A 26,661-nucleotide genomic window follows, 5' to 3' on the forward strand; every position below is an offset into this window, starting at 1 on the left:
GGGGCCAACCCCCCCCCCCCCCCTTCCCCCCCCCCCCCCCCCCCCCCCCCCCCCCCCCCACAACCCCCCCCCCCCCCCCCCCCCCCCCCCCCCACCCGGGCCGCCCTCGGGCCCTACGGCCGCAGCGCCCGCAGCAGCAGGTCCGCCAAGTGGTCCGCGACCTGCTGCGGGGTCAGGGGTCCGTCCGGGCGGTACCACGTCGACAAGTGGTGGACGGAGCCGAAGTGGTAGTCCACGACGAGGTCGGCGGGGGTCGCCGTGGAGAACACCCCGGACTCCTGGCCCTCCTCGATCAGCGCCCGGAACCGCTCGTGGTAGCGGCGCCGCTCCGCCCGTACCTGCTTGTGCTTCTCGGGGCTGAGGTGGTGCATCGACCGGAAGAAGATCGAGGCGTCGTCGAGGTGGGCGATGGTGGTGACGACGACGTCGGCCGCCGCGTCCCGCAGCCTCCGCTCCACCGGCTCGTCCGCGTCGGCGAACGCGTCGAGCCGCTCCTGCTGCACCCGCAGCAACCGCGCGTACACCTCGTGCAGCAGGTCGTCCTTGGACCCGAAGTAGTGGTAGAGCGCGCCCTTGGTGACGCCCGCCGCCTCGACGATCTCCTGCACGGACGTACGGTCGTAGCCGCGGTCGGCGAAGAGCCGGGTGGCGGCGGCGAGCAGCCTCTGCGGGACGGGCGTACCGTCACCGTCCGTCGTTCTGGCCACTGCCGCCACCTGCCTTCCGTTGCATGCTTTTCTGGTCTTCCAGGCGTCCCGCCGCGATCCACCGCGGGTCTTCATGGACGGGAACGCGGTTCCCGCCGGAGGATCTTCCCATTCGCGGTGTGCGGTGGCTTCTCCAGGACCTCCACCGCACGGGGGTACTTCTCCGCAAGGGCGGCCCCGGGGTCCGCTCAGCGCTCGGACGCCTCCCACTTCTGCTGGATGTGGTTCATGCTCGTCAGCCACTTGTCGGGGGTCGCGGCCCGCGCCTGGTAGTACCCGGCGACCTCGGGGTGCGGCAGGATCAGGAAGCGGTCCTCGGCCATGCCGGTGAACAGCGCGTCGGCGACGTCGTCGGGCTCGATCGCGGTGGGCGCGAGGACGAGTTCCCCGGCGGAGCCCGCGGCGGTGAGCATGTCCGTGCGCACGCCCTGCGGGCAGATCGCGTGGACCTTGATGCCACGGTGACGGTAGGTCAGGGACAGCCATTCGGCGAAGGCGTACGCGCCGTGCTTGGTGACGCTGTACGGCGCGGCGCCCACCATCGTGAGCAGCCCGGCCGCCGACACCGTCGACACGAACCGGCCCTCGCCCCGCTCCAGCCAGCCGGGGATCAGCGCGTGCGCGGCCCGGACGTGCGCCATCACGTTCACGTCCCAGGCGTCGGCCCACACCCGCTCGGCCGCGGCCTCGGTGCCGCCGGAGGCGAGTCCCGCGTTGGCGCAGTACACGTCGACGGTGCCGTCGAGCGCGGCGAGGGCGTCGGCGACGACCGCGGAGGCGTCGCCGGGCAGCGCGACGCCGCCCACCTCGGCGGCCACCTCCGCCGCCCTGGCCGCGTCCAGGTCGTTGACGACGACGCGGGCCCCGGCGGCGGCGAAGCGGCGGGCCAGCGCGGCCCCGATCCCGCCGCCCGCGCCGGTGACGACGACTCCCTTGCCCTGCAGGCTCTCCACGGGTGGTCTCCTTCGGCCTCGGTCACCCTCGCGTCGACCGCGTGCGGGTCGATCACGTGGTGCTGGTCGATCACGTACTCCCTCGCAGACTAACCAGTCGGTATGTTGTGCCGAAAGGGGGTCTCCGGTGCCGGCGTCTCCCCGGCTCCTGGTGGAGCGGGCTCCACCACCGGACGGGGTGCCTCCGGGATGGTCGCGCGGGCCTGCGCACGGAATCGTGATCTTCGTACGGAACACGATTTCCAGGAGGAAGAACATGGCACGGACCGCCTCATCGCGGGCTTCTCTGCTGCTGGTCACGGCGGTCGGGACGGGGGCCCTGCTCGCCCCCGTCGCCGCCTCGGCGGCCCCGCGCCCGGACAGCCCGGTGCGGGCCATCGAGAGCGCCGCGCACCCCCTGCGCGCCACGGGGCCCGGCGGCTCGACGAAGGACCTGCGGCCGCTCGGGCGGATGGTGGGCGACGCCAAGGTGGTGGGCCTCGGCGAAGCCACCCACGGCACGCACGAGTTCTTCACCATGAAGGACCGGATGTTCCGCTATCTCGTCCAGGAGAAGGGCTTTCGGACCTTCGCCCTGGAGGTCGGCTGGACCACGGGGCTGCGCTTCGACGCCTATGTGCGCGGCGGCCCGGGCGATGTGCGCGAGCTGGTCCGCCAGGAGCTGTCGAAGGGCCCCTGGTACAACGAGGAGTACATCGAGCTGCTCACCTGGATGCGCCAGTACAACAAGAAGCACCCGGACCGCCAGGTGCGCTTCATGGGCAACGACCTCAACAACCCCAGGATGGGCGTCGAGCTGTACGACGCCGTGACCGACTACGTGCGCCGCCACGCCCCCGACCGGCTCGACCGGATCAAGTCCCTGTACGCGCCGCTGCGCGAGGTCACGGACGGGGACGCCCACCTGGCGCTGCCCCAGGCCGAGCGCACCCGGCTCGCGAAGCAGGCGCGGGCGGCGTACAAGCTGGTCAAGGACATCCGGCCGGAGCACGGGGGCACGAAGTTCACCTGGACCCTGCAGCACGCCCGCTCCATCGCGCAGACCTCGGACATCTACGCCTTCGACGCCGACACTCCCGCCGGGATCCGCGGGGCGATGCTCTACCGCGACCGGATCATGGCGGAGAACACGGTGTGGTGGCAGCGGCAGACCGGGGGCAAGGTGCTCGTGTCGGCGCACAACGCCCACATCGGGTACGAGTCGCGCGACGCCAACTACCCGAAGATGCAGGGCGCCTTCCTGCGGGACGCGCTCGGCTCGAAGTACCGCAGCGTCGGGTTCAGCTTCGACCGGGGCTCCTTCATGGCGACCGGCACCCAGGACACGAAGTGGAAGCCGCGGACCGTGGGCGCCGCCAGGCCCGGCATGAACGAGCACACCCTCGACAAGGTGTCGTACGACGACTACTACGTGGACATGCGCAACGCCCCCGCCGCCGCGCGCAAGTGGCTGGCCAAGTCCCGCCCGACCCGCAGCATCGGCACCGCCTACCCCGAGGGTCTTCACGACATCAGGCTCGGCGCGAACCACGACATCCTCATCCACCTGCACCGGATCACGGCCGCCCACCGGCCGCAGTAGCCCCGCCGGTGGCGCGACCGGTGGCCCGGCGGGTCAACTGCTGAGCCACCAGCGCCCGTTGTCCTTCGCCAGGGCGTCCCAGAGCAGGTTCAGCGGATGGTTCGCGTCGTACGAGGCGCGGTCGCCGCGCCGGGTGAAGACGCCGACGAGGACCTCGGTGCGCGGCCCGACGTCACCGACGACATCGAGGCGGCGCAGGCCCCCGGCCTCGGGGAGGCTGCCGGACTCGGCGGCCTCCGCGATGCCGCGGGTGACGAGCATCGCCCCGCTGACCACCCCGGACCGCAGCAGTTCGAAGCCGTAGTGGGCGGCCTCGATCTCGGCGGCGATGGACATCTCCTTGCGGAAGTCGGCGCCGTACCAGGCGGTGAGGAAGCGGGCGATGAGGCCGCCCGCGGAGACCACCAGGGGCAGGCCCGGCAGTTCGCTCGCGTCGACCGAGCCGCCGGGCAGCTTCTCCGGCGGCAGGTTCGTGAGGATCGACAGGCCGCTGCGCCGCCACTCCACGATCTCGTACGGCTCCAGCTCGGCCTCCTGGCCCTCCGTGACGACGATGCTGCCGCAGACCAGGTCGAGTTCCTTGGAGCGCAGCCGGGCGAAGAGGTCGCCGGTACGGACGTGGGTGACCTTCAGGTCGACGCCGCGGCGTTCGTAGGCGTCGCTGACGCGCTCCACGGCGTCCAGGAGGAAGCCGAGGGTGTAGCGGGTCGAGCCGACCGAGAGGGTGCGGCCGAGGCGGCGGCGCGCGTCGTGGATGCCGTCCGACCACGCGGACAGCGTGGAGCGCGCGAGCGCGACCAGATGCTCGCCGGTGGCGGTGAACAGGACGTCCTTCCCGCGACCCCGCTTGAGCACGAGCGCCTCACCGCACAGCGCGCCGAACGTGCGGTTCATCGTGTCCAGTTGCTTCTGCACGCTGGACTGTTCCCGGCCGAGCTGGCGCGCGGCGGCGAGCGCCGTGCCGGTCTCGTGCACGGCGAGCAGCGTCCGAAGCTGATCCATCGTGGTGTCCAGCAGTTCCGCGGGGTACTGCGTGGGACCGTTTAAGGCCATGCGAACTTACTCTCTCCAACTCCCTTTGAGTTTTACGGCATTGCAGCATAACCGCCACGGAAACTGATCCCTCGATCACCCCAGATTATCTGGGGATTTCTTCCAGAAAATGCTGGCTGTGTTCGTGGTGCCCATGGAATGGTCGAGCCAATCCCACTCGAACCTTCATCTCCCCGAGGAGAGTCGCACCCGTGAGCCAATACCAGGTCGCACCCGCGCCGGTCGGTCCCCGCCGCGCGGCCCGCGCAAACCGCGCGGTCCGGCGGCCCGGCACCCTGACCACTCTGGTCTGGACCTCTGCCATATCCGCAGTGTCCGCGATCGTCGGCGCGGTGCTCGTCTTCACCGGCGGCAATGACATGGCCGACGAGAACATCAGGGACGTCATCGACGACCATCCGGACGTTGTGGGACTGCCGTCGAATACGACAGCGGCCGACATCAAGTCGCTCTCGGGGCCCATCTGGGACGAGCTCGTCAGTGACCGTGCGGGCACCCTCGCGACCCGCGCCGGATTCGCCATTTTCACCGCTGTGTGCCTGCTGGTATTCACGCTCAGTGTCCGCAAGAAGGCGGCCACTTGGGCGCGCGTATTCATTACCATTTCGGGCTTCGTGGCCTTGTTCCCCCATGTCCTCATCTTGGGTGACTACGAACCCGAATCCGTCATGGCGTTCAGCTTCGTGGCGCTGCTCACGGTGCTCGTGGCCGTCGTGTGCTGCTGGCTCCCGGCCACCATCCGCTATGCCCGCGACCAGAGGACGCCCCCGCCCGCCGCCGTGCCCCACGGCGCCCCCGCCCACCCGGGCGACCGCATGCCGTACTGATCAGGGGCCCCGCGGACCCGCGCGGGAGCCGGTGCCGCCGCCCGGGGGACGGCACCGGCTCCCGCGTGTTCGCGTATGTTCCCGCGCGACATCTGGCCATGAGCGCCGAGCGGCAGGACCATGCGGTCGTGGAGCCCTACTGGGAATTGACCTTCGACGCCGACGGAGACGTCGACGCCGCGCAGCGCGACCGGCTCCTGTCGGGCGCGGAACGCGAACGCGTCACCGACCTGCTGGTGTTCGCGCACGGCTGGAACAACAACCAGCGGATGGCCCGGCAGCTGTACCGGCGCTTCTTCGCCCCGTTCGAGCAGCTCGCCGGAGCCGGGGTGCGCCTCGGCTACGCCGGTGTCCTGTGGCCCTCGATCCGCTTCCCCGACGAGCCGATCCCGGACTTCGAGCCGTCCGCGGGACCGGCCGCGGCCACCCCCGGGCCGCCGCCCTCCGCCCCGGCCATGTCCGCCGGCCCGGCCCCGCCCGGCGACCCGACCCTGGACCGGGCCACCCGCGACCTCCTGTCCCGGACCTTCCCTGGACCCGAGCAGACGGCCCGCCTGAACCGGCTCGCCGGGCTGCTCCAGGAGCGCGCCGAAGTCCGCTCCCGCCTGGACGAGTTCGCGCGGCTCGTCCGCGATCTGGTGGCGGTGCGCGACACCAGCCCGGCGCACGAGTTCGCCGACGACCTCGGCGCGGGCGAGCCCGCGATGCTCACGGACGACGCCGTCGAGGTCTGCGAGATCTTCCTGGCCATGCTGGAGGACGCCCGTGGCGCGCAGTTCCTCGACGGGGTGCGCAAGCGGCTGTGGCGCGGCGCGAAGGAACTGCTGCGGCAGGGCACGTACTACGCGATGAAGCGGCGGGCCGGTGCCATCGGGCAGCTCGGTCTCGGCCCCGCCCTCGGTCTGCTCGCCGGGGACGTGCCGGGCCTGCGCGTGCATCTGATCGGGCACAGCTTCGGGGCCCGCCTGATCGCGTACGGGCTGCACGGCATGCCTGCGGGGGCGCGCTGCGTGAAGTCGGCCACGCTGCTCCAAGGGGCCTTCTCGCACTACGCGTTCAGCCCACGGCTGCCCCACGACCGCTCGCGCGGCGGGGCGCTCGCCGGGGTGGAGCGGCGGGTCGACGGGCCGCTGGTGTGCTGTTTCTCGCGCCATGACGACGCGCTCGGCAAGCTCTATCCGCTCGCCTCCAAGCTCGCCGGCGACTCCGCGAGTTTCCTCAATCTGTGGGAGCGCTACGGCGCCATCGGGTTCGACGGGTTCAAGGCCGTCGACGGTGCGCAGCGGGTGGCGCTCGGCGGGGTCCTTCCGGCCCGGGGGTGCGTGAGCGTGGACGCGGCGGCCGTGGTGCGGCGGGGCGGCCCGCCCAACGGCGCGCACAGCGACATCTGCCATGCCGAACTGGCCCACGCGGTGTGCGGCGCCGGACGGATCGCCCTCGCCTGACCGGGGAGTCCACCCGTCGGTCGGACAGGGCCCGAAGCGCCCTGTCCGACCGGAGCGGTCCCCGCCGCGTGCCGGTCACCGGTGCCGGGGGAACTCCACCACCTGCTGGTAGGTCGGCCGGTTCTGCCACTGGACGGCGCGGTGCGTGATGCCGCCGACGGCCCGGTGGATCACGGCGTCCGCGCACCACTGCTCGCCCACCTTGCAGCTCGCGTCACCGGGGTAGACCTCTGACGCCGGTGTGGCGACGGCACGCTCCAGGGTCTTCAGGAGCACGTCGCGGCACGCGTCGAGCTTGCCGTTGCCGCAGTACGCCTCCTTCGTCCAGCCCTCGACCGGCTGCCCGAGCACGGTCCGCAGATCCTTGTCGGCATAGCCCCACCAGCCGTACTGGAAGGCCGACCCGGCGTGCGCCCCGGTCGGCCCGTGCCCCGCCGACGGCGCCTCGTCCACGCCGAGCTGCGCGGTCAGCGCCGCATAGAGGCCGTCCCCGAGGCCGGGCTTGAACGCGGCCTCGACGAGCTGCGGCCACCAGGCGTCCATGATCCGTACGGCGTCGGGGTGCGCGTAGACGTGCGAGCCCTGCGCGGTCTCCTTGCGCTGCGAGCCCGCCTTGCGCCAGGCCTCCAGCTGCTGCACGGCCTGGGCGAGGGCCGGGTTGTCGACGGGCTTGCCGCGGACCACCTTCAGGATCTCGGGAAGCACCTGTTCACCGCGCAGGTCGGTGACGGCGGCCTCCGCCATGGCCCGAGTGAGGGAGGCCCGGGTGACGCCGCCCTCCTCGGTGAGCTTCTTGACGCGGTCGTCGAGCAGGTCGCCGCGGTGCACGGCGCTCATGCCGAAGCCCGCCGAGCTGAAGTCCTTGGCCTGTTTGTTGTTCCAGGAGATGTAGTAGTCCTGGTTGACCGACTGCGGGTGCTCGGCGGGCGGTGTCTGCGCCGAGGTGTTGTTCGTCGGGTCGAAGTCCCGCCATTCGTAGGCCTGTTGGGCCTTCACCGGGAAGGACGGGTCGATGTCGGCGGCGCGCCGGGGGTTGGCACCGCTGTTGTAGTAGGCGATGTCGCGCGAGTCGGCGTAGAACCAGTTGAAGGCGTAGGAGATGTGCTGGGCCGCCTTCTGGAAGGTCGCGGCGTCCTTCACGTACGACGGGTCGTTGAGCATCTGGAAGCCGATGATCGAGTCGGCCTCGTGCCGGTAGGTGGAGCGCAGCGAGACGTACGCCACGGGCTTGCCGTCGACCGTCGCGCGGTGCGTGACGATGCCGTAGTGCGTGCGGAAGACCTGCATGCGGTAGGAGCCCGCCGCGGTGGAGTCGGCGACAGTGGGCTTCCAGGCGTTCTTGCGCTCCAGTTTGTCCATCGGGGTGCAGGTGCCCCGGTAGAGGTAGTGGGTCGCGTCCTTGCCGGGGGTGCCGCCGCCGGGTGCGCACAGTTCGACGGCGTACGTGTCCGTGATGTCCTGGCCCGCGGACGTCGCCGACCACGCGTAGTCCTGGCCGCGGCCGAGCTGGACGTACATGCCGACGCCCGCGAAGGAGACGCCGCGCGCGCTGATGCCGGGGCCCTGGAGTTCCTGCTGCATCAGGAGCTGGGGCGCGAAGTAGCCGGTCTGGGGGCCGAAGACGGCGACGGGGTTGCCGCTCGCGGTGTGCTTGCCGGAGACCAGGAGGGCGTTCGACATGCCCTTGCCGTGGGCGGGGTTGCCGGCCGAGCCGAACAGGTCGGACGGCAGGACGCCCTTGTCGTACATGCCCTGGAGCGGCTTGAGCTTCTTCGGGGCCCTGACCGGGTCCTTCGGCGCCTTCGCCGGGTTCTTGGCCGTGGCCTTGGCGCCGCCCTCGCGGTCGTACACGAGCTGTTCGCGCTGTACGGAGCCCGGGTCGGGCAGGGCGGTGCCGCGCGCCTTCTCGGGCTTGCCCGCGTAGGGGAAGCTGCTGCCGTCGTGGAGGGTCTGGACGGTCTCGGGGTCGTTGCGGCCGCGGAACTTCTCCCAGACCTCGGTGCCCTTCTCGACGCCGTACTTCTGCTGGGCCGCGAGCAGAGAAAGCGCCGACTCGACCTCTCCCCCGCCGCCGTTGCCGAACAGGCCGCCCACCACGGAGGCCAGCGCGATCATGTCGGTGATCTTGAAGGGCTGGATCTCGCCGACGTTCGTGATCGCGTCGATCTTGCCGGTGAGGACGTACTCGCCCGGGAAGTACCGCCCGTCCTTGGCCTTGACGCGGTACGCGTTGAGCCCGTCGACGTACGCCTGTGCGTCCTCCATGGCCCGCTGGCCGCGCTCGCCCTGCGTCTGCCGGATGTAGTCGACCTGCCGCTGGAGGTCCGCCTCCGTGTACGGGGCCTGCGGCCAGAACTGCTGCTCCAGGCCCTGGTTGGCGGGGGCGCCGCCCGCGAACGGGGTCAGCTCGCCGCGGCCGATGTGCCGGAACAGATCGATGAGCCACAGCCGGTCCTGGCCCGCGGCGAAGCCCGCGCCGAACTCGGTGCCGTAGCGGGTGGTGCCCTGGATGTGCGGAATGCCGTACTTCTTGTCACGGGTGATCGTCACGTCGTCCCGCGGCTTGGTGACGGAGGCGACCTGGTCGGGCTCGACACCGAAGGAGGCGTCGTTGAAGAACTCGGTGAGCTTGCCGTCGGTCAGCGAGGGATAGCCCGCCGCAAGGGCGTCGTAGGGGCCCAACTGGTCGTCGGCGTGGGCGGGCTGGGTGCCGAAGACGCGGTGGCTCAGGATCTCGGCGAGGGTCGCGTTGCCGTTCGCGCCGGGCGGCAGGATGTCCGCGCAGCGGTCGCCGCAGAAGTCGGTGACCGGCTGGGGTTCGGCCGCGGCGGCGCCGGGCCCGGGGGCGAGCAGCAGACCGGCCCCCAGGACAAGGGCCGCTGACATGGTGAGGGTTCTGAGCCGTGCGGTGCGTCGTCGCATAGGTGCTCCTCCAGGTCCTGGGGGTCCTTGGGGTCCTGTGGGTCCTGCGGAAGGCCGTCGCGGCGGAGGTTACTGTCGGGTTGCCGAACCTGAAAGATGAACAACCGTCGCCTTTTCACAACCACCACATGCATCTCCGCTGACCTGCGGGGAACGCGCTGATGGAAGCCATCGAAAATCGGATGGCACCAAAACGTGAGTCGATACGTCTACTCGATGCCTCTCGGGTCCAGGGCGACATCCCTCGGCCCGGGACGACGTCCGAGAACGTGTGACGGAGGTGCAGGGCGATGGCCGGATTCCGGAGTCTCGCGAGACAGGTGCGCGATCCGCAGAGCGATCTGGCACTGCGGCGGTACTCACTGCGCAAGTGCCTGGAGAGATTCGCCCCTTACGGTCACCGGGCGACCTGGGACCACCTGTGTTCCCGCGCCGGGTTCGGCCCCGAGGACCGCTCACCCGACCCGGCGCGGCTGGTGGCCGCGCTCGACGAACTGGAGGCGGCCCGCGCGGTGTGGCTCGCCTACGAAGAGGGCTTCGCGCGCCGTCGGCGCAGGGAGAAGCACGACGGCCTGCGCCGCCCCGGCAGCGTCGACGACTGGCACCGCTGCACCTGGGGCGGCCGTGGGGTCGCCTGGTGCGACGACCCCGGCGTGCACCCGTCCGCGCCGCTCGCCGACGTGCTGCGCAAACTCATCGACGCCCTCGAACGAGACCCCGGCGCCGCCTGCCCCGTGTGCGGCGACACGGCCCTCGAATGGCGCTACGGCCTGGCGCACGAACCGTCGTCGGGCCCCGTCTGCACGAGCTGCGGCATCGTGGTCCCCGCCCCCGTCCTCTCGCCCGAGGCCGAGCGGCACGCCCGGATGCGGCACTCGCGCCCACTGGTCTCCGCGTGAGAGCGACGGAGCACGCACGGGGCGGACCCCTCCCGGGGCCGCCGATCCGCCCCTGACCCTCAGGGCCTGGCGACGTCCGTGTGGATGGCCAGCTTGAACTCGGCCAGCATCAGAGGTGCGGCGAGCTTCACATCGCCCGAGCCGCGCGCGGATATCTTCAGGCCCACCGGGGTCCCGGGGTGCACGAACATCTGCCAGGTGTACGAGCGGTACTGCCCACCTCGGGTGGGGACGGTGTCCGTGGTCGCGGTGGAGTCGTAGCCCGTCGACAGGTTCAGCGGATCGCGCACGAACCGCGCGCGGTACTCCGTCGGCCGGTTGTCCGGCTCCCAGAAGACCATCGCCGACAGCGTGCCCCACCCGTCGTGACTCGGCCATATCAGGCCCGAGCGGGCGTCGGGGAAGCGCGACGGCGTGGTGAAGCCGTGCGCCGGGTCATGCATGCGCCAGGGGTCGTACTGCTCCTCGCCGGCTTCGTACGGGAAGCGCACGAGGTGGTACCCGTCGCTGTCGTAGGTGATCTTCTGGCGTCCGCCGCGTGCCGCTTCCCATTTCAACGAACAAATGACGACGCTCATCCTGTCCCCCGTGCGGTGTCGGCGTGTGCTGCTGGCGTGTTGTGATGGCTCGATGCAGGTATGTCTGAACGGTGCCCGTGGCGCGGACGACGGTGCGGCCGTGCCGCTGTCGCCCGGAGCCCTGGCACGATCCGCCGCCGAGGCGGTCGCCGCCGGCGCACTCGATGTCCATGTACACCCCAAGTCCCCCTGCGGGGAAGACACTTTGTCGCCACGCGCGGTCGCGGCGACGCTGGACGCGCTGCGCGCCGCCGTCGCGGTGCCCGTCGGCGTGACCACGGGTGCCTGGGCCGAGCCCGACCCGGCGGCGCGGGCGGCATGCGTGCGGGCCTGGACCGTGCTGCCCGACCACGCGTCCGTCAACTGGCACGAGCCGGGCGCGGAGGACGTGGCGCGGGCGCTCCTCGAACGGGGCGTGGGCGTCGAGGCAGGCATCTGGTCCGGCACGGACGGCGCGGAGCGGTTCGCGGCCTCGCCGCTCGGGCCCCGGGTGCTTCGGGTCCTCGCGGAGGTCACCGACCGGGACGCGGAGACGGCCGAGGCGTCGGCGCGGGCGCTGCTCGCGGGGATCGGCGACGCGCACGGCCGCCCGGTGCTGCTGCACGGTGAGGAGGGCGGCACCTGGCCGGTGCTCGCGCTCGCCGGACGGCTCGGGCTCGGGCGGCGGATCGGCCTGGAGGACACGCTGGTGCTGCCGGGCGGGGAACGGGCGGGGTCGAACGCGGAGTTGGTGGCGGCGGCGCTGGGACGGTGACCGCCGGGCGGGGTGGCCCGGCGGTCACCCGGCGAGGTCAGGAGCGGCGTTCGCCCATCAGGCGGGAGCCGATGATGCGGTTGCCGAACTCGTCGTCGGGGTTGGACAGGACGCAGGTCTCCAGGGACAGGCAGCCGCAGCCGATGCAGTCCGTGAGGTGGTCCCGCAGCCGTCCCAGCTGCCTGATGCGCTCGTCCAGCTCGGAGCGCCAGGTCCGGGACAGCGCCGCCCAGTCCTCGCGGTTGGGCGTGCGGCCCTCGGGCAGCTCGGCGAGGGCCTGGCCGATCGTGGCGAGCGGGATACCCACGCGCTGCGCGGCCCGGATGAAGGCGACGCGGCGCAGCGTGTCGCGGTGGTAGCGCCGCTGGTTGCCCGAGGTGCGCCGACTGCTGATGAGTCCCTTGGACTCGTAGAAGTGCAGGGCGGACACGGCGGCGCCACTGCGCGCGGCGAGCTGTCCGACCGTGAGCTCGTGGACCTTCTCTGGGATCTGGGGCACTCCTCGAAGCCTACTTGGCGCGTTGACAGCGGTCGGGGGCACCCCGCATGCTGAGCAAGCGCTTAGTTCACCTACGTCCGGGAGGCCGGGGACATGGCAGAGCCGAGGATCTTCACGTCAGCCGAGGAGCTGCGCGCCGCGGTCGGCGAGCAGCTGGGGCACAGCGACTGGCTGGCGGTCGACCAGAAGCGGATCGACCTGTTCGCGGACGCCACCGGCGACCACCAGTGGATCCACGTGGACCCGGAGCGGGCCGCGGCGGGCCCGTTCGGGACGACGATCGCGCACGGCTATCTGACCCTGTCGCTGCTGCCGGTGCTCGTCCCGCAGGTGCTCCGGGTCGAGGGCATGAGGATGGGCCTCAACTACGGCACGAACAAGGTCCGTTTCCCCTCCCCCGTGCCGGTGGGCTCGCGGGTGCGCGGGACGGCCGTGCTCACCTCGGTGGAGGAGACCAAGGACGGCGGCGTGCAGGTGACGGCCGCCGTCACCGTGGAGCGCGAGGACGGCGACAAGCCCGCCTGCGTGGCGGAGTCGGTGTCCCGCTACTACTTCTGAGCCGCCCCCACCATCCGCAGCACGAGGTCGGCGTACAGCGCGCCGACCTCGTCCGGCGTCCTGCGCCCCCCGACGTCGAACCAGCGGGCGACGTCGATGCACAGGGACAGCACGGCGAGCGTGGTGCCGGGCACGTCGGGGACATCGAACTCGCCCGCACGCACGCCGTCGTTGATGATCTCCCGGACGGCGGCGTCGGAGCGGCGGCGCAGGGCCACGATCTCGGTGCGGTGGTCGGCGCTGAGCGCGTCGAGTTCGTACTGCACGACCCGGGCGGTGGTGTGGTGCCCGGCGTGCCAGCGGACGAAGGACCGGACGGCGGCGGAGAGCCGGTCGGCCGCGGTGCCCTCGCCGTCGGCGGCGGCGCGCAGGATGGCGAGCGCCTTGTCGTGGCCGAGCCTGCTGATGCGGTGGAGCAGCTCTTCCTTCGTCTTGTAGTGGATGTAGAGCGCGGCGGGGCTCATGCCGGCGCGGCCCGCGATGTCCCGCGTCGTCGTCGCGTGATAGCCGCGCTCGGCGAAGGCGTCGACGGCGGCGATCAGCAGCCGCCTCGCCGCGTCGGGACTGACCTCGGCCCACGGCTGTTCCTCGCCGAGGGTCTCCTTCGCCGCACCCATGCGCGCTCCTTCCACCGTTCAGGACAGTCACCCTACCCTGAAGGTGAGCAAGCGCTTAGGCAAGTGGGCGGTGCGATGGATGCCGGGGCCCTCAGAACGCGGACACCCCGGTCAGCGCCCGCCCGATGACCAGCTTCTGGATCTGGCTCGTGCCTTCGTAGAGCGTCATGACGCGGGCGTCGCGCAGCAGCTTGCCGACCGGGTACTCGTCGATGTAGCCATAGCCGCCGAACACCTGGAGCGCGTTGTTCGCGGCGCGCACCGCGGCCTCCGACGCGAACAGCTTGGCCTTGGAGGACTCGGTGGCGAACGGCTGCCCCCGGTCGACGAGGTCGGCGACCCGCCAGGTCAGCAGCCGGGCCGCGTCGACGTCCACGGCGATGTCGCTGATCAGCTCCTGCACGAGCTGGTGCCGGGCGATGCTCTTGCCGAACTGCTCGCGCTCGCCCGCGTACGCCACGGCCGCGTCGAGGGCGGCCTGGGCGATCCCCACGCACCCCGCGGCCACCGACATCCGCCCCTTGGCCAGGGCCGACATCGCCACCGCGAAGCCCTTGCCCTCGGGCGCCAGCATCGCGTCCGCGGGCACCCGTACGTCCTCCAGGACCAGCTCGGCGGTGGCCTGGCCGCGCAGGCCGAGCTTGCCGTGCACGGGGCGGCGGGTCAGGCCGGGGCTGTCGGCGGGCACGAGGAAGGCGGAGACGCCCTTGTGCCCGGGGGTGTCGTTGGTGCGCGCGAAGAGCAGCACGACATCGGCCCAGGTCCCGTTGGTGATGAACATCTTGGAGCCGTTCACGACGTAGGCGTCGCCGTCGCGGACTGCCCGGGTGGCCAGATTTCCCGCGTCGGAACCGGTGCCGGGCTCGGTCAGGCCGAAGCACCCGACGTACGCGCCGGACGTGAGCCCCGGCAGCCAGCGCCGCTTCTGCTCCTCGCTGCCCCAGGCCGCGACGGACTTCGCCACCAGGCCGAGCGAGACCGAGACGATCCCGCGCACCGAGGAGTCGCCGCGCCCCAGCTCCTCCGTCACCAGGCAGTACGCCAGGTGGTCGCCGCCCGAGCCGCCGTACTCCTCGTCGATGGTCAGGCCGAGGAAGCCGACCTCGCCGAGCCGCCGCACGATCGACTTGTCGACGCTCTCGGCGCGGTCCCACGCGGTCACGTGCGGGGCGATCTCGCGCTCGACGAAGTCACGGGCGAGCCGCTTGGCGGCGGTCTGCTCGGCACTGAGCTCCAGGTTCATCGCGGCCACCTCACGCTCGGCTCCACCCTTCTCGGCGCTCGCCCGCAGCCCTAAATTAGCAGTGCTAGTTTCTGCGGGCAGCCCTACTATGTGCCGCATGGCCCGACCGCGCAAGCCCCTCCTCAGCCGAGATCGCATCGTCGACGCGGCCCGCGGCCTCGTGGACGCCGAGGGCCTCGCGGCGCTCTCCACCCGCCGCCTCGCGGCCGAACTCGGCGTCAGCGGCCCCTCGCTCTACAACCACTTCCGCACCAAGGACCAGATCCTGGAGGCGGTCGCGGACTCGGTGAGCGCGCAGGTCGACCTGTCGATGTTCGAGGACGGCAGGGACTGGCGCGCGGCGCTGCACGACTGGGCCGTCTCCTACCGCGCGGCCCTCACCCTGCACCCGAACATCGTCCCCGTCCTGGCCCGAGGACCCGGGCGGCGCCCCGCCGGACTGCGGCTCGCCGACGCGATGTTCGGCGCGATGGTCGCGGCGGGCTGGCCACCGGCCCAGGCCACCTCGATCGGCGCGCTGATGCGGTACTTCATCATGGGCTCCGCCCTCGGCTCCTTCGCGGGCGGCTTCGTCGACGACGAGACGGCGTACGACCCCGCCGACTATCCACACCTCGGGCAGGCCCATCTGCTCGCGGAGCACCAGGAGCTGGTGGACGAGCGGGCCTTCGAGGCGGGGCTGCGGGCGCTGCTCGACGGCCTGGAGGTGCAGTACCGCTGCCTGCCGGTGACGAGGACGGGCTGACCCCACGTCTTCCTGCCGCCCGCCGCCCTTCCTGGGGCTCCGCCCCAGACCCCGCTCCTCAAGCGCCGGAGGGGCTGAATCTTCCAGGGGCCCTCGGACAGGGGCCCCTCAGAACACCACCAGGGCCCGGCCGCCCTTGCCCGCCACCATGTTCTCGAACGCCGCCGGGATGCCGTCGAGGCCGATGCGGTCGGTCACCAGGGCGCCGAGGTCGAGGCGGCCCGCGCGGACGTGCTCGGCGAGGACGGGCAGGTCGACGGCCGGGTCGGCGTTGCCGTAGACGCAGCCGGACAGGGTGCGGCCCCAGTGGAACAGCTCCAGGGCGTTGAAGGTGACCTGCTGGTCCTTGCCGCCGATGCCGACGACCGTGGTGCGCCCGCCGCGCCGCGTCGACTCCCAGGCGGTACGGATCGTGACGGCGCGCCCCACGCACTCCACGGCCACGTCGACGCCGTGGCCGCCGGTCAGCCCGCGGATGTCGCGGGCGGTGGTGCCGGAGGCGACCACGTACTCGGTGGCGCCCGCGGCCCGCGCCAACTCCTCCTTCGCCGGGGAGACATCGACCGCCACGATCCGCCCGGCCCCGGCGATGCGGGCCGCCTGGAGCGTGGCGAGGCCGACACCGCCCGCCCCGAAGACGGCGACCGTCTCGCCCTCGCGGACGCGGGCCGCGTGGTGCACGGCGCCGTACCCGGTCAGGACGGCGCAGCCGAGCAGGGCCGCGTCCGTCAGCGGGACGCCGTCGGGCACGGGCAGCACGCAGGCGGCGGCGACCACGGTCTCCTCCGCGAACGCGGCGACGTTCAGGCCGGGGTGCAGGTCGGTGCCGTCGGACCGGCGCGCGTACACCTCGCCCGCGCCCGCGAGCGCGTTGCTGCACAGCCACACCTCGCCCAGGCCGCAGGCGTGGCAACTGCCGCACGAGGGCGCCCAGTTCAGGACGACCCCGTCGCCCGGGGCGACATGCGTGACGCCCTCGCCCACGGACACGACGGTGCCCGCGCCCTCGTGCCCGAGCACGGCGGGTACGGGCACCCGCATCGTGCCGTCGGACAGGGACAGGTCGGAGTGGCACACCCCGGCGGCGGCGAGGCGCACCCGCACCTGGCCGGGCCCCGGTTCGGGCAGGTCGATCTCGGCGATCTCCAGGGGGGAGCCGACGGCGGGCAGGACGGCGGCGCGGACGCGGACCACGATGGCGTACTCCTAGCGGGCGAGGTGACGAGGGCGGCCGGGGTCAGAACTGGAGCGACTTGGTCTGGAGGTACTCGGTGAGGCCGTGGGCGCCGAGTTCGCGGCCGACGCCCGACTCCTTGTAACCGCCGAACGGGGCCAGCGGGTTGAAGCTGCCGCCGTTGATGTCGACCTGTCCGGTGTGCAGACGGCGGGCGAAGGCCACGGCCTCGGCGTCGTCACCGGCCCACACCGCGCCCGCGAGCCCGTACACGGTGCCGTTGGCGATGGCCTCGGCGTCCGCCTCGTCCTCGTACCGCAGGAGCGAGACGACGGGGCCGAAGATCTCCTCCTGGGCGATCGTCATCTCCGGCGTGACGTCGGCGAAGACCGTCGGGCGGACGTAGTAGCCCTGCTCGCGCGGGGCGTCGGCGCCGCCCGCGACCAGGCGGGCGCCTTCCTTGACGCCCTGCTCGATGTAGCCGCGCACGCGGGTGCGCTGCTTCTCGCTGACGACCGGGCCGATGCGGTCGCCGTACTTCGCGGCGGCGGCCGCGGCCAGCTCCACCGCCTCGTCGTAGCGCGAGGTGTGCACCAGCATGCGGGTCCAGGCGCTGCAGGTCTGGCCGGAGTTGGCCATGACGTTGGCGACGCCGACGTTCACGGCCTTCGCGAGGTCGGCGCTCGGCAGGATGACGTTGGCGGACTTGCCGCCGAGTTCGAGGGCGACGCGCTTGACGGCGGCGCCCGCGAGGGCGCCGATGCGCTTGCCGACGGCCGTGGAGCCGGTGAACGAGACCAAGTCGACGCCGTCGTGCTCCGCGAGCGCCTGGCCCGCGACCGGACCGAGCCCGGTGACCAGGTTGAACACGCCCGCGGGCAGCCCCGCCGCGTGCACGATCCCGGCGAAGAGGCGCGCCGTCAGCGGGGTGTCCTCGGCGGGCTTGAGCACCACGGTGCAGCCCGCGGCGAGGGCGGGGGCGACCTTGGCGACGATCTGGTGCAGCGGGTAGTTCCAGGGCGTGATGGCGCCGACCACGCCGACGGGCTCGGCGTACACCGTGGAGTTGCCGACCTTCTCCTCGAAGGCGTACGTGGCCGCGAGGTCCGCGTAGGACCCGGCGACCAGGACGGGGACGGCGGCGTGCACGGCCTCCGAGAAGCGCAGCGGTGCGCCCAGTTCGGCGGTGACGGTCTCGGCGATCTCGCCCTGGCGGGCGGCCAGGCCGTCGCGGATCGCGCCGAGCAGCGCCGCGCGCTCCCGGGGCGGGGTGGCCGACCAGGCGGGGAGGGCGGCCCGGGCCGCGCGGACGGCCGCGTCGACGTCCGCCGCCGTGCCCGCGGGGACGTGGGCGATGACCTCTTCGTCGGCCGGGTTCACGACCGGGATCGTGTCGCCCGTCGCGGCCGGGCGCCAGGCGCCCCCGATGTACATCCCGTCGTGGGCCTTCATCCCATTCCTCCCCAACGCGACCTGCGGCTGACGTGCGCCACCCAAACTAGCGCCGTTAGTTTTCCGCCGCCAGGCCCCTCCTCGGGCGCTGCCCCCGCTCCCCGTCGGCGGCGCGCTCCGAGGCCGTCAGGCTGCCGAGCAGCGCCAGCGCGTGCGCGGAGGGGCTGCCGGGTTCGGCCTGGTAGACGACCAGTTGCCGGCCCGGTTCGCTGTTCACGGTGAACGACTCGTAGGCCAGTGTGAGGGCGCCCACGACCGGGTGGTGGAAGCGCTTGGTGTCCCGGGTCTTCTGCCGGATGTCGTGCCGTGCCCACAGCTCGCGGAACGCGGCGCTCTTGAGCGACAGCTCACCGACCAGCGCGGTCAGTTCGGGGTCGTTCAGGCCGACGCCCGCTCCCTCGCGCAGTGCGGCCACCGTGTTGACGGCGACGCGGTCCCAGTCCGGGTAGAAGTCCGGGGCGCCGGGGTCGAGGAAGACGAACCGCACCAGGTCCCCGCTGTAGGTGTGCCCGGCGAACAGCGCTCCGCCGAGCGGATTGTGCGCGAGCACCCGCAGACACGGGTCCAGGACCACGGCCGGGGTCCCGGCCCAGCTGTCCAGCATCCGCACGAGCCCCGCCCCCACCGTCCTGCCCCGCACCCGCCGCCGCCCGCCCGCGCCGGGCCCGGCCAGCCGCCGCAGATGAACGACCTCGTCCCCCTCCAACAACAACGCCCCGGCCAGCGCTTCGACCACCTGCACCGAGGGATTCCGCTCCCGCCCCTGCTCAAGCCGTACGTAATAGTCGGTACTCAACCCCGCCAGCATCGCCACCTCCTCCCGCCTGAGCCCCGGCACCCGCCGCCGCTCACCCCCCGGCATCCCGACGTCCCCGGGCCCCACCCGCGCACGCCGGGCCCGAAGGAACTGCCCGAGGAGGTTGTCGCTGTCCATAGGGCCGACGGTAGCGCCGGGGGCGTGGGGGTGGGTGGGTGTGCGGCTCCTAGGCGAGGGGGCCCGTCCGGCGCTGAGTGCGGACGGCTCGGGCGGAGGCGGGGCGGCCCCGGCTACGGCTACGGCGCAGGCCGAGGAATGGGCGGGCGGGTGGGAGAAGAGCCCGTCCGGCGCTTGAGGACGAGCGCGCAGCGCGATCGGGGCGCCCCCGTCTCACCGGGCCTGACGGTCCGGTCCAGGAACCCCGGCCGGGCCCACCCCGGGGCCGACCCGAGGCCCAGGCCCCCCGGGCCCCCGCCCAGAAGCCCGGCGCAGCCCCAGCACGGCGGCCCCCAGCAACAGCACCCCCAGCATCACGAACGGCGCCCCCACCCCCGCCACCCCGGCGATCGCCCCGGCCCCGGCGGGCGCGGCCACCTGCCCGAGCCGGTTCCCGGTGAGCCGCAAGGCCAGCGCGGTGGACCGCGCCTTTGCGGGCGCGGCCTGGACGACGGTCGTCATCGACAGGGGCTGCCCGACCCCGAGGCAGAAGCCGAGCAGCACGAGCATGACGGCGAGCGCCCACACGGGCACGGGCACGGCGACCCCGGCGCACAGCACCGCACCGAGCAGACAGGTGACGGCGACGAGCGCCCGCCGCCCGAGGACCAGCAGGAGCGGCGTCATCACAAGGCGGCAGGCGATCGTGGCGCCCGCCCGCAGACTGAGCAGGATCCCCACGGTCGCGGGGGCGATCCCCCGGTGCTCGCCGACGACCGGCAGATAGGCGGTGAGGATGTCCGTCGCGGACAGCACGGCGAGGCTGATGAAGATCCCCGCGGGCACACCGCGGGCCCGCAGGATCCCCAGCACGGGCACCTTGCCCGACCGCTCCACCGCCTCCGGGCCCACCGCCTCCCGGCCCGCGCCCCGCCCGCCCGAACCCGCCGCCCCGGCCGCCCCATCCTCGTACTCGATCCGCCACAGCGCCCCGACCCCGACCGCCCCGACCCCCGCCGACACCACGAGGGCGAGGGCGCTGGTGCGGGCCATGTCCGGCCCGATGAGGGCCCCCGCGGCGATCGGGCCGACGAGCTGGCCGAGCGAGGCGCCGATCGTGAAGTGGCCGAAGTTCCGGTCCTGTTCGGCGGGCGCCGACTGGCGGGCCACGATCGACTGGGCGCCGATGACGAAGCAGAGGTGGCCGAGCCCCATGACCCCGCTCCACGCGGCGAGCGCGGCGAGGGAGGAGGCCGTGCCGCTGAGCGCGCACCCGCCCGCGATGAGCGCGACGCCGACAGGCAGCAGCGGCGCGCAGCGCCCGTGGTCGGTGCGGCGGCCGAGCGGCACGGCGGCGAAGAGCGGGAGCAGGGCGTACACGCCCGCGATGACGCCGATGGCGCGCTCGTCGGCGCCCAGCGACAGGGCCCGGTAGGAGACGGCGGGCCGCGCCATCGACACCGCCCCCTGCGCGAAGCTGAAGGCGATGACGAGACGCAGCAGCCAGCCCCGGCCGGTCGGCCGGGGCCCGCCGCCACGTCGGTACCGCATCAGATGATGCCGAAGAGGATCCCGGCGCCGAGCACCACGAGCGAGGTGAGCACGGCCCACTTGACGGTGAACCGGGTGTGGTCGCCGAACTCGACCTTCGCCATGCCCACGAGGACGTACACGGCGGGCACGAGCGGGCTCGACATGTGCAGCGCCTGGCCCGCGATGGAGGCGCGGGCGATCTCCAGGGAGGAGACGCCGTGCGCCTGGCCCGCCTCGGCGAGGACCGGCAGGACGCCGAAGTAGAAGCCGTCGTTGGACATGAAGTAGGTGAGCGGGATCGACAACAGGCCGGTGACCAGGCCCATCTGGCCGCCCATGCCGTCGGGGATGGTGGAGACGAGCCAGTCGGCCATGTGGTCGACCATGCCGGTGCCGGTGAGGACGCCGGTGAAGACGGCGGCGGCGAAGACCATGCCGGTGACGTTCAGTACGTTCTCGGCGTGGGCGGCGATGCGGGCCTTCTGGTCGGGCATGTGCGGGAAGTTGACCGTGAGGGCGAGGGCCGCGCCGAGCAGGAACAGGACGGGGATCGGCAGCCACTCCATGATCATGGCGGTGAGGAGCAGGACCGTCAGGGCCGCGTTGAACCAGTAGAGCTTGGGGCGCAGGGTGGGGCGGTCGGGGTCGAGCCCCTGGAAGCCGTCGTCGTCATCGGCGTCGGCGTCCGTGTCCGCCCCGGCCGCGCCCGAACCCACGGCCGCAGAGCCGGAGTTGCCGCCCACGGCAGGGCTGCCCTTGGCGGGGCCACCCTTGGTGAAGCTGACGCGCCCGGCGTCCGCCCCCTCGCCCGCCCCCACGAGCACCGGCTCCCCGGCCCGCGTCTCGCTCTCCAGGACCTCGTCCAGCGAGAGCACCCCGAGCCGCCTGCGCTCCCGCAGCCCGAGTGCGTACGACAGGATGAAGACGGCGACGAGCCCGCAGGCGAGCGCCGGGATCATGGGGACGAAGATGTCGGCCGCGTCGACCTTGAGCGCGGTGGCCGCGCGGGCCGTGGGGCCGCCCCAGGGCAGCGTGTTCATCACGCCGTTGGCGGTGGCCGCGACACCCGTCATCACGACGAGGCTCATCTTGAGGCGCTTGTACAGCGGGTACATCGCCGAGACCGTGATCATGAAGGTGGTGGAGCCGTCACCGTCGAGGGAGACGATCGCGGCGAGCACAGCGGTGCCGACCACGATCCGCATCGGGTCCGCCTTGCAGAACCGCAGGATGCCCCGGACGATCGGGTCGAACAGACCCACGTCGATCATGACGCCGAAGTACACGATGGCGAACATGAGCATCGCGGCCGTGGGGGCCAGGTTGCCCACACCGTCGAGGACGTAGTCCCCGAGATGGGCGCCCTTTCCTACGAAGACGCAGAACAGCGCGGGGATGAGCACCAGTGCCGCGATCGGCGACATCTTCTTCATCATGATCAGCACCAGGAAGGTGGCGATCATGACGAATCCGAGGATTGTCAGCATGGGGGCTACCTATCGTTCACCATCGAACTACCACCAGGTCTGGCGGTTCGGATGACCGTAGGACCGGCTATCAAGCGTTAACAAGACGTTGACATGCGAGCAATAAGCGCAAAACTCCAGGTCAGCGGGTTTCTGCCGACGGCAGCGGGGCGAGCGTGACCCGGAAGCCGTTGAGCACGGCGGTGCCGGAGAGCGGGTCGAGGAGCGTGCCGTCCAGGAGCTGGTTGACGTTGGCTCCCGGGTCGGCCGCGGCCACGCTCAGCCGGGTGCCGGGCCGGTCGTGGCCCCAGCCGTGCGGCAGGCTCACGACGCCGGGGCGCACGGCGTCGGTGACCTCCACGGGCACGGCGATCTCGCCGCCGGAGGCGGTGACGCGGGCCCGCCCACCGTCGTCGAGGCCGAGGCGGTCGGCGTCGTCGGGGTGGACGTGCAGGGTGCAGCGGTTGGTGCCGCCGACGAGGGCGGGGACGTTGTGCATCCAGCTGTTGTTGGAGCGCAGATGGCGGCGGCCGACCAGGACGAGTCCGGCCGGTGCCCCGTCCGGGGTGCGGGACTCGTCCAGGGCGCGGGCGAGGCGCGGCAGGTCGTCGGCGATCGGCCCGGGCAGCAGCTCGACGCGGCCGCTGCGGGTCTTCAGGAGCTGGGGGACACGGGGTTCGAGGGGACCGAGGTCGATGCCGTGGGGGTGGTCGAGGAGGCGCTGGAGGCTGAGCCCCTCCGGGTCGGCGCCGAAGCCGTCGCCGTACGGGCCGAGGCGCAGCATCAGGTCCAGGCGCCGCTCGGGTCCGCTCTCGCCCGTGAGCCGGTCGGCCAGCTTCTTGGGGTCCTGGCCGTGCACGGACGCGTGCGGATCGGCGACGGCCTTGCCGAGGGTGCGGTCGATGGCGAGGGTGTCCACGGCGGCCGGGTCGGCGCCGTGCATGCCGATGGCGGCGAGCACGAGCCGGGCCAGGATCTCCGTCTCCGCCATCCGGCCCGCCTCCAGGGGGACGGCGGCGCGGTTGTAGCGGACCTGGTTGCGCACGGCGAGCGCGTTGAGGGCGAAGTCGTGGTGGGGGCTCTGCGAGGGCGGGGGCGGCGGCAGGACGACGTGCGCGTGGCGTGAGGTCTCGTTCAGGTACGGGTCGACGCTGACCATGAAGTCCAGTGACTCCAGGGCCTTGTCGAGGCGGTCGCCGTCGGGGGCGGAGAGGACGGGGTTGGCGGCGATGGAGATGAGGGCACGGATGGGGCTCTCCCCCGGGCCGCCGTCCACGGGACCGCCACCGCTCCGGCCGCCGTCCACGGCTCCGTCACCGCCCGGGCCGCCGTCCACCCCGTCGCGCTCCCCGCCCGCTCCGCGCGCAGGCGTGTCGATCTCCGCCGCCAGCGCGGCGATCGGCAGCTCCCCCTTCGCCTCCGGGTGCCCGTCGGCGCGGCTGCGCCAGCGGCCGAGGGCGAAGCCCTTGCCGGGTCCGGCCGGGCGCCGGGCCCGGTCGGTGGCGGAGAGCGGGAACATGGCGCCGCCGGGCCGGTCGAGGTTGCCGGTGAGGACGTTCAGTACGTCGACGAGCCAGCAGGTGAGGGTGCCGAGGGCGACGGTGCTCGCGCCGACGCGGCCGTAGACGGCGGCCGTGGGCGCGGCCGCGAGCTCGTGGGCCAGCTCCCGGATGGTGGCGGCGGGCACGTCGCAGGCGGCGGCGACGGCTTCGGGGGTGAAGTCCCGTACGGCGTCGGCGACTTGCTCCACCCCCACCACCTGCCCGTCGAGCGCCCCCAGCGCGACCAGGCCGTCCGCGAACAGGACCTGCGCCATCGCGGCGAGCAGCAGCGCGTCCGTGCCGGGCCGGATCGCCACGTGCCGGTCGGCCAGCTTCGCGGTGCGGGTGCGGCGCGGGTCGACGACGGTGAGCCTGCCGCCGCGGGCGCGCAGCGCCTTGAGCCTGCCGGGGAAGTCGGGCGCGGTGCACAGGCTGCCGTTGGAGTCCAGCGGATTGGCGCCGAGCATCAGGAGGTGGTCCGTGCGGTCCAGGTCCGGCACGGGGATGGCGAGGGCGTCGCCGAAGAGGAGTCCGCTGGAGACGTGCTTGGGCATCTGGTCGACTGTGCTGGCCGTGAACAGGCTGCGGGTGCCGAGGCCCGCGAGCAGCAGCGGCGGGTAGAGGGCACCGGCCACGGTGTGCACGTTCGGGTTGCCCAGTACGACGCCGACCGCGTGCGGCCCGTACCGCTCGACCAGTGGCCGGATGCCCGCCGCGACGGCGTCGAAGGCCTCCTCCCAGCTTGCCTCCTCAAGCCGCCCGTTCCGGCGTACGAGAGGCCGCCGCAGCCGGTCCGGGTCGCTGTCGGCCGCGCCGAAGGAGGCGCCCTTCGGGCAGATGAAGCCGCGGCTGAACACGTCGTCCTTGTCGCCGCGCGCGCCGGTCACGGCGGTTCCCTCGACGGTGAGGGTGAGGCCGCAGGTGGCTTCGCAGAGGGGGCAGACGCGCAGGGCGGTGCGGGGCATGGGTCCTCCAGAACGGCCGCGGCGGCGACCGCGGCGGCTTCGGCGCACGGACGGGTCGAGCATACCGACCGGTATGCATGGTGGCGAGGGCAATGGCTCAGTCCAACACCCCCGCCAAATAGGCCCGCAGCAGCGCCCGCGCCTCCCCCACGATCGCCTCGTCCCCGGCCGGGTCCACCCGGAACGCGAGGCGGAAGAGCGCGTCGGCGGTCTCGACGGCGACGAGGAAGGCGCGGCGCAGGGCAGGGTCGGGGGCGCGCCCGATGTGGCCGGAGAGCAGCTCCGCGAGGTGGTCGGCGACGCGGTGGTTGGGGGCCGCGCCGGGGTCGCCGACGGGGATCTGGGTGCCGAAGTCGACGAGGGCGAAGCCGGGGGCGGTGCGCTTCATGGCGAGGTACTCGTCGAGGAGCGCGTCGAGGGCGGCCCGCCAGTCCCCCGGCGCGACCGGCACGAGCCGCCGGGTGACCCGTCCGGCGTAGCGCTCCAGGTTGCGGTGGGCCAGGGCGTCGACGAGGGCCCGCTTGTTGCCGAAGAAGCGGTAGACGGAGCCGATGGGCACGCCCGCGCGCTCGGCGACGGACCGGGTGGTCAGGCTCTCGTAGCCGGTCTCGTCGAGAAGGTCCGCGCAGGCGTCGAGGATGCGGGCGAGGCGCTCGGCGCTGCGGCGCTGGACGGGGGCGCGGCGCAGGGCGGCGGGGGCGGGCGGGGACTCGGCGGCGGGTGCGGGCGGGGGCTCGGAGGCGCTGCGGTCCTGCATCCCGGGAGAGTAGAGCACTGTTCACATTTCATGGATCCTCTTGCGCTGGGAAATCGTGAATCCTACGGTGTTCCATAGGAATCAGGTCGGGATCACCGACCGGGGAGCCGAGGGAGCTGTGATGAGCGGGGACGACCCGAGGGACCACGCACGCAAGACCGCCGAGGGGCTGAGTTACCTCACGGGCTTCGGCAACGAACACAGCTCGGAAGCCGTGCCCGGCGCCCTGCCGCACGGCCGCAACTCGCCCCAGCGCGCCCCCCTCGGCCTGTACGCGGAGCAGCTGAGCGGCACCGCGTTCACCGAGCCGCGCGCCCACAACCGCCGCTCCTGGCTGTACCGCATCCGCCCCTCGGCGGCGCACCCGGCGTTCACGCGCGTCGACAACGGCGCGATCCGCACGGCGCCCTTCACGGAGGCCGTCCCCGACCCCAACCGGCTGCGCTGGAACCCACTGCCGGAGCCCGCCCCCGGCACGGACTGGCTCGCGGGCCTGTGGACCCTCGGCGGCAACGGCGACGCCACGCAGCGCACGGGCATGGCGGTGCACCTGTACCACGCCAACTCCTCCATGACGGACCGGGTGTTCAGCGACGCCGACGGCGAGCTGCTCATCGTCCCCGAGCACGGCGGCCTGCTGCTGCGCACCGAGTTCGGCCTGCTGCACGCCGAGCCGGGCCATGTGGCCCTGATCCCGCGCGGGGTCCGGTTCCGCGTGGAGCTCCTCGACGAGAACGCCCGCGGCTATGTGTGCGAGAACTACGGCGCGGTCTTCCAACTCCCCGACCTCGGCCCGATCGGCGCCAACGGCCTCGCGAACGCACGGGACTTCAAGGCTCCGGTGGCCGCGTACGAGGACGACTCGGACACGGCGGGCCCCGTCGAGGTCGTCAACAAGTTCTGCGGCAACCTCTGGTCGGCGACCTACGACCACTCCCCGCTCGACGTCGTCGCCTGGCACGGAAACCACGTCCCGTACGTGTACGACCTGCACCGCTTCAACGTCATCGGCACCATCTCGTACGACCACCCGGACCCGTCGATCTTCACGGTGCTCACCTCCCCCTCGGACACCCCGGGCCTCGCGGGCGTCGACTTCGTGGTGTTCGCGCCGCGCTGGCTGGTCGGCGAGGACACCTTCCGGCCGCCGTACTTCCACCGGAACGTGATGAGCGAGTACATGGGCCTGATCGAGGGCGCGTACGACGCGAAGGCGGAGGGCTTCGTGCCCGGGGGCGGCTCGCTGCACAACATGATGTCGGCGCACGGTCCCGACCACGAGACCTTCGAGAAGGCCAGCGCCGCCGAGCTGAAGCCGCAGCGGATCGACGACGGCCTGGCCTTCATGTTCGAGACCCGCTGGCCCGTCACCGCCACCGAGCAGGCGGCGACGGCCCCACACCTGCAGCGCGCCTACGACGACGTGTGGCAGGGTCTGGAGCGTCATTTCCGGCCGTAGTGGCATCACTTCCGGCCGC

General features: G+C 72.7%; 23 protein-coding genes. 8 read left to right on the plus strand and 15 right to left on the minus strand.

Annotated elements, in window-relative coordinates; all coding sequences use genetic code 11:
• Nucleotides 1-113: 113 nt before the first annotated feature.
• Nucleotides 114-707 carry a TetR/AcrR family transcriptional regulator gene (locus ACZ6AA_RS23270; RefSeq protein WP_468452908.1) on the minus strand — a complete coding sequence of 198 codons (594 nt, stop codon included), beginning with the start codon at nucleotides 705-707 and terminating at the stop codon, nucleotides 114-116.
• Between the two features lie 188 nt (nucleotides 708-895).
• Nucleotides 896-1,660: an SDR family oxidoreductase gene (locus ACZ6AA_RS23275; RefSeq protein WP_471459712.1), complete on the minus strand. Its 765-nt coding sequence runs from the start codon at nucleotides 1,658-1,660 to the stop codon at nucleotides 896-898.
• Nucleotides 1,661-1,916: 256 nt separating this feature from the next.
• On the opposite strand from ACZ6AA_RS23275, the gene ACZ6AA_RS23280 reads away from it, so the two are divergent.
• On the plus strand, nucleotides 1,917-3,242 hold the full coding sequence (locus tag ACZ6AA_RS23280; protein ID WP_468452904.1) for an erythromycin esterase family protein: 1,326 nt from the start codon (nucleotides 1,917-1,919) through the stop codon (nucleotides 3,240-3,242).
• Between the two features lie 33 nt (nucleotides 3,243-3,275).
• On the opposite strand, the gene ACZ6AA_RS23285 is transcribed toward ACZ6AA_RS23280, so the two are convergent.
• Nucleotides 3,276-4,295: a LysR family transcriptional regulator gene (locus ACZ6AA_RS23285; RefSeq protein ID WP_468452902.1), complete on the minus strand. Its 1,020-nt coding sequence runs from the start codon at nucleotides 4,293-4,295 to the stop codon at nucleotides 3,276-3,278.
• Nucleotides 4,296-4,486: 191 nt separating this feature from the next.
• On the opposite strand from ACZ6AA_RS23285, the gene ACZ6AA_RS23290 reads away from it, so the two are divergent.
• Nucleotides 4,487-5,122 (plus strand): hypothetical protein, encoded by a 636-nt coding sequence (locus ACZ6AA_RS23290; RefSeq protein ID WP_471459715.1) that lies wholly within the window; start codon nucleotides 4,487-4,489, stop codon nucleotides 5,120-5,122.
• Nucleotides 5,123-5,220: 98 nt separating this feature from the next.
• Nucleotides 5,221-6,567 carry a serine-threonine protein kinase gene (locus ACZ6AA_RS23295; RefSeq protein WP_468452898.1) on the plus strand — a complete coding sequence of 449 codons (1,347 nt, stop codon included), beginning with the start codon at nucleotides 5,221-5,223 and terminating at the stop codon, nucleotides 6,565-6,567.
• 75 nt (nucleotides 6,568-6,642) lie between these two features.
• On the opposite strand, the gene ACZ6AA_RS23300 is transcribed toward ACZ6AA_RS23295, so the two are convergent.
• The gene (locus ACZ6AA_RS23300) at nucleotides 6,643-9,489 is read right to left on the minus strand and encodes a penicillin acylase family protein (RefSeq protein WP_471459717.1); all 2,847 of its coding nucleotides are present in this window, start codon (nucleotides 9,487-9,489) and stop codon (nucleotides 6,643-6,645) included.
• A 290-nt stretch (nucleotides 9,490-9,779) separates the two neighbouring features.
• On the opposite strand from ACZ6AA_RS23300, the gene ACZ6AA_RS23305 reads away from it, so the two are divergent.
• Nucleotides 9,780-10,388, plus strand: a complete 609-nt coding sequence (locus tag ACZ6AA_RS23305; protein ID WP_468452894.1) for a hypothetical protein — start codon at nucleotides 9,780-9,782, stop codon at nucleotides 10,386-10,388.
• A 59-nt stretch (nucleotides 10,389-10,447) separates the two neighbouring features.
• Here ACZ6AA_RS23305 and ACZ6AA_RS23310 read toward each other — a convergent pair whose 3' ends face one another.
• The gene (locus tag ACZ6AA_RS23310) at nucleotides 10,448-10,966 is read right to left on the minus strand and encodes a hypothetical protein (RefSeq protein WP_468452892.1); all 519 of its coding nucleotides are present in this window, start codon (nucleotides 10,964-10,966) and stop codon (nucleotides 10,448-10,450) included.
• Nucleotides 10,967-11,018: 52 nt separating this feature from the next.
• On the opposite strand from ACZ6AA_RS23310, the gene ACZ6AA_RS23315 reads away from it, so the two are divergent.
• Entirely contained in the window at nucleotides 11,019-11,720 is a 702-nt protein-coding gene (locus ACZ6AA_RS23315; protein ID WP_468452890.1) for a 3-keto-5-aminohexanoate cleavage protein, read from the plus strand.
• Nucleotides 11,721-11,757: 37 nt separating this feature from the next.
• Here ACZ6AA_RS23315 and soxR read toward each other — a convergent pair whose 3' ends face one another.
• The gene (gene soxR / locus ACZ6AA_RS23320) at nucleotides 11,758-12,219 is read right to left on the minus strand and encodes a redox-sensitive transcriptional activator SoxR (RefSeq protein WP_468452888.1); all 462 of its coding nucleotides are present in this window, start codon (nucleotides 12,217-12,219) and stop codon (nucleotides 11,758-11,760) included.
• A 93-nt stretch (nucleotides 12,220-12,312) separates the two neighbouring features.
• On the opposite strand from soxR, the gene ACZ6AA_RS23325 reads away from it, so the two are divergent.
• A complete protein-coding gene (locus tag ACZ6AA_RS23325; protein WP_468452886.1) occupies nucleotides 12,313-12,777 on the plus strand; it encodes a MaoC family dehydratase in 465 nt (154 codons plus the stop codon).
• Here the strand turns inward: ACZ6AA_RS23325 and ACZ6AA_RS23330 are convergent.
• Together ACZ6AA_RS23330 and ACZ6AA_RS23335 are read right to left on the minus strand one after the other, a co-directional pair.
• Complete coding sequence (locus ACZ6AA_RS23330) at nucleotides 12,768-13,394, minus strand: TetR/AcrR family transcriptional regulator (RefSeq protein ID WP_468452884.1); 627 nt, start codon at nucleotides 13,392-13,394, stop codon at nucleotides 12,768-12,770. The genes ACZ6AA_RS23325 and ACZ6AA_RS23330 overlap by 10 nt on opposite strands.
• A 91-nt stretch (nucleotides 13,395-13,485) precedes the next feature.
• On the minus strand, nucleotides 13,486-14,637 hold the full coding sequence (locus ACZ6AA_RS23335; protein WP_468452882.1) for an acyl-CoA dehydrogenase family protein: 1,152 nt from the start codon (nucleotides 14,635-14,637) through the stop codon (nucleotides 13,486-13,488).
• Between the two features lie 97 nt (nucleotides 14,638-14,734).
• On the opposite strand from ACZ6AA_RS23335, the gene ACZ6AA_RS23340 reads away from it, so the two are divergent.
• The gene (locus ACZ6AA_RS23340) at nucleotides 14,735-15,382 is read left to right on the plus strand and encodes a TetR/AcrR family transcriptional regulator C-terminal domain-containing protein (protein WP_468452880.1); all 648 of its coding nucleotides are present in this window, start codon (nucleotides 14,735-14,737) and stop codon (nucleotides 15,380-15,382) included.
• Nucleotides 15,383-15,490: 108 nt separating this feature from the next.
• On the opposite strand, the gene ACZ6AA_RS23345 is transcribed toward ACZ6AA_RS23340, so the two are convergent.
• The 7 genes from ACZ6AA_RS23345 to ACZ6AA_RS23375 all read right to left on the minus strand — a co-directional run bounded on the left by ACZ6AA_RS23345 (nucleotide 15,491) and on the right by ACZ6AA_RS23375 (nucleotide 25,183).
• Nucleotides 15,491-16,576, minus strand: a complete 1,086-nt coding sequence (locus tag ACZ6AA_RS23345; RefSeq protein WP_471459722.1) for a Zn-dependent alcohol dehydrogenase — start codon at nucleotides 16,574-16,576, stop codon at nucleotides 15,491-15,493.
• A gap of 43 nt (nucleotides 16,577-16,619) precedes the next feature.
• Nucleotides 16,620-18,008, minus strand: coding sequence for an aldehyde dehydrogenase family protein (locus tag ACZ6AA_RS23350; protein ID WP_468452877.1), 1,389 nt, complete (start codon nucleotides 18,006-18,008; stop codon nucleotides 16,620-16,622).
• Between the two features lie 55 nt (nucleotides 18,009-18,063).
• Nucleotides 18,064-18,942 (minus strand): helix-turn-helix domain-containing protein, encoded by an 879-nt coding sequence (locus ACZ6AA_RS23355; protein WP_468480647.1) that lies wholly within the window; start codon nucleotides 18,940-18,942, stop codon nucleotides 18,064-18,066.
• Nucleotides 18,943-19,155: 213 nt separating this feature from the next.
• On the minus strand, nucleotides 19,156-20,472 hold the full coding sequence (locus tag ACZ6AA_RS23360) for an MFS transporter (RefSeq protein WP_471459724.1): 1,317 nt from the start codon (nucleotides 20,470-20,472) through the stop codon (nucleotides 19,156-19,158).
• A complete protein-coding gene (locus ACZ6AA_RS23365; RefSeq protein ID WP_471459726.1) occupies nucleotides 20,472-21,941 on the minus strand; it encodes a CitMHS family transporter in 1,470 nt (489 codons plus the stop codon). The genes ACZ6AA_RS23360 and ACZ6AA_RS23365 overlap by 1 nt, the downstream gene beginning before the upstream one ends.
• 121 nt (nucleotides 21,942-22,062) lie before the next feature.
• On the minus strand, nucleotides 22,063-24,426 hold the full coding sequence (locus tag ACZ6AA_RS23370; RefSeq protein WP_471459728.1) for a molybdopterin oxidoreductase family protein: 2,364 nt from the start codon (nucleotides 24,424-24,426) through the stop codon (nucleotides 22,063-22,065).
• 97 nt (nucleotides 24,427-24,523) lie between these two features.
• Nucleotides 24,524-25,183, minus strand: a complete 660-nt coding sequence (locus ACZ6AA_RS23375) for a TetR/AcrR family transcriptional regulator (protein ID WP_468480643.1) — start codon at nucleotides 25,181-25,183, stop codon at nucleotides 24,524-24,526.
• Nucleotides 25,184-25,304: 121 nt separating this feature from the next.
• On the opposite strand from ACZ6AA_RS23375, the gene hmgA reads away from it, so the two are divergent.
• Entirely contained in the window at nucleotides 25,305-26,642 is a 1,338-nt protein-coding gene (gene hmgA, locus ACZ6AA_RS23380; RefSeq protein ID WP_468452867.1) for a homogentisate 1,2-dioxygenase, read from the plus strand.
• Nucleotides 26,643-26,661 lie beyond the last annotated feature (19 nt).

This window comes from Streptomyces sp. NPDC040610 (genome assembly GCF_055594065.1).

What these genes read in the sequence shown, in the direction of transcription:
- ACZ6AA_RS23280 (WP_468452904.1), top strand. Translation starts at nt 1,917, where the DNA reads ATGGCACGGACCGCCTCATCGCGGGCTTCTCTGCTGCTGGTCACGGCG.
- ACZ6AA_RS23285 (WP_468452902.1), bottom strand. Translation starts at nt 4,295, where the DNA reads ATGGCCTTAAACGGTCCCACGCAGTACCCCGCGGAACTGCTGGACACC.
- ACZ6AA_RS23295 (WP_468452898.1), top strand. Translation starts at nt 5,221, where the DNA reads ATGAGCGCCGAGCGGCAGGACCATGCGGTCGTGGAGCCCTACTGGGAA.
- ACZ6AA_RS23300 (WP_471459717.1), bottom strand. Translation starts at nt 9,489, where the DNA reads ATGCGACGACGCACCGCACGGCTCAGAACCCTCACCATGTCAGCGGCC.
- ACZ6AA_RS23305 (WP_468452894.1), top strand. Translation starts at nt 9,780, where the DNA reads ATGGCCGGATTCCGGAGTCTCGCGAGACAGGTGCGCGATCCGCAGAGC.
- ACZ6AA_RS23310 (WP_468452892.1), bottom strand. Translation starts at nt 10,966, where the DNA reads ATGAGCGTCGTCATTTGTTCGTTGAAATGGGAAGCGGCACGCGGCGGA.
- ACZ6AA_RS23315 (WP_468452890.1), top strand. Translation starts at nt 11,019, where the DNA reads ATGCAGGTATGTCTGAACGGTGCCCGTGGCGCGGACGACGGTGCGGCC.
- ACZ6AA_RS23325 (WP_468452886.1), top strand. Translation starts at nt 12,313, where the DNA reads ATGGCAGAGCCGAGGATCTTCACGTCAGCCGAGGAGCTGCGCGCCGCG.
- ACZ6AA_RS23330 (WP_468452884.1), bottom strand. Translation starts at nt 13,394, where the DNA reads ATGGGTGCGGCGAAGGAGACCCTCGGCGAGGAACAGCCGTGGGCCGAG.
- ACZ6AA_RS23335 (WP_468452882.1), bottom strand. Translation starts at nt 14,637, where the DNA reads ATGAACCTGGAGCTCAGTGCCGAGCAGACCGCCGCCAAGCGGCTCGCC.
- ACZ6AA_RS23340 (WP_468452880.1), top strand. Translation starts at nt 14,735, where the DNA reads ATGGCCCGACCGCGCAAGCCCCTCCTCAGCCGAGATCGCATCGTCGAC.
- ACZ6AA_RS23350 (WP_468452877.1), bottom strand. Translation starts at nt 18,008, where the DNA reads ATGAAGGCCCACGACGGGATGTACATCGGGGGCGCCTGGCGCCCGGCC.
- ACZ6AA_RS23355 (WP_468480647.1), bottom strand. Translation starts at nt 18,942, where the DNA reads ATGGACAGCGACAACCTCCTCGGGCAGTTCCTTCGGGCCCGGCGTGCG.
- ACZ6AA_RS23360 (WP_471459724.1), bottom strand. Translation starts at nt 20,472, where the DNA reads ATGCGGTACCGACGTGGCGGCGGGCCCCGGCCGACCGGCCGGGGCTGG.
- ACZ6AA_RS23365 (WP_471459726.1), bottom strand. Translation starts at nt 21,941, where the DNA reads ATGCTGACAATCCTCGGATTCGTCATGATCGCCACCTTCCTGGTGCTG.
- ACZ6AA_RS23370 (WP_471459728.1), bottom strand. Translation starts at nt 24,426, where the DNA reads ATGCCCCGCACCGCCCTGCGCGTCTGCCCCCTCTGCGAAGCCACCTGC.
- ACZ6AA_RS23375 (WP_468480643.1), bottom strand. Translation starts at nt 25,183, where the DNA reads ATGCAGGACCGCAGCGCCTCCGAGCCCCCGCCCGCACCCGCCGCCGAG.
- hmgA (WP_468452867.1), top strand. Translation starts at nt 25,305, where the DNA reads ATGAGCGGGGACGACCCGAGGGACCACGCACGCAAGACCGCCGAGGGG.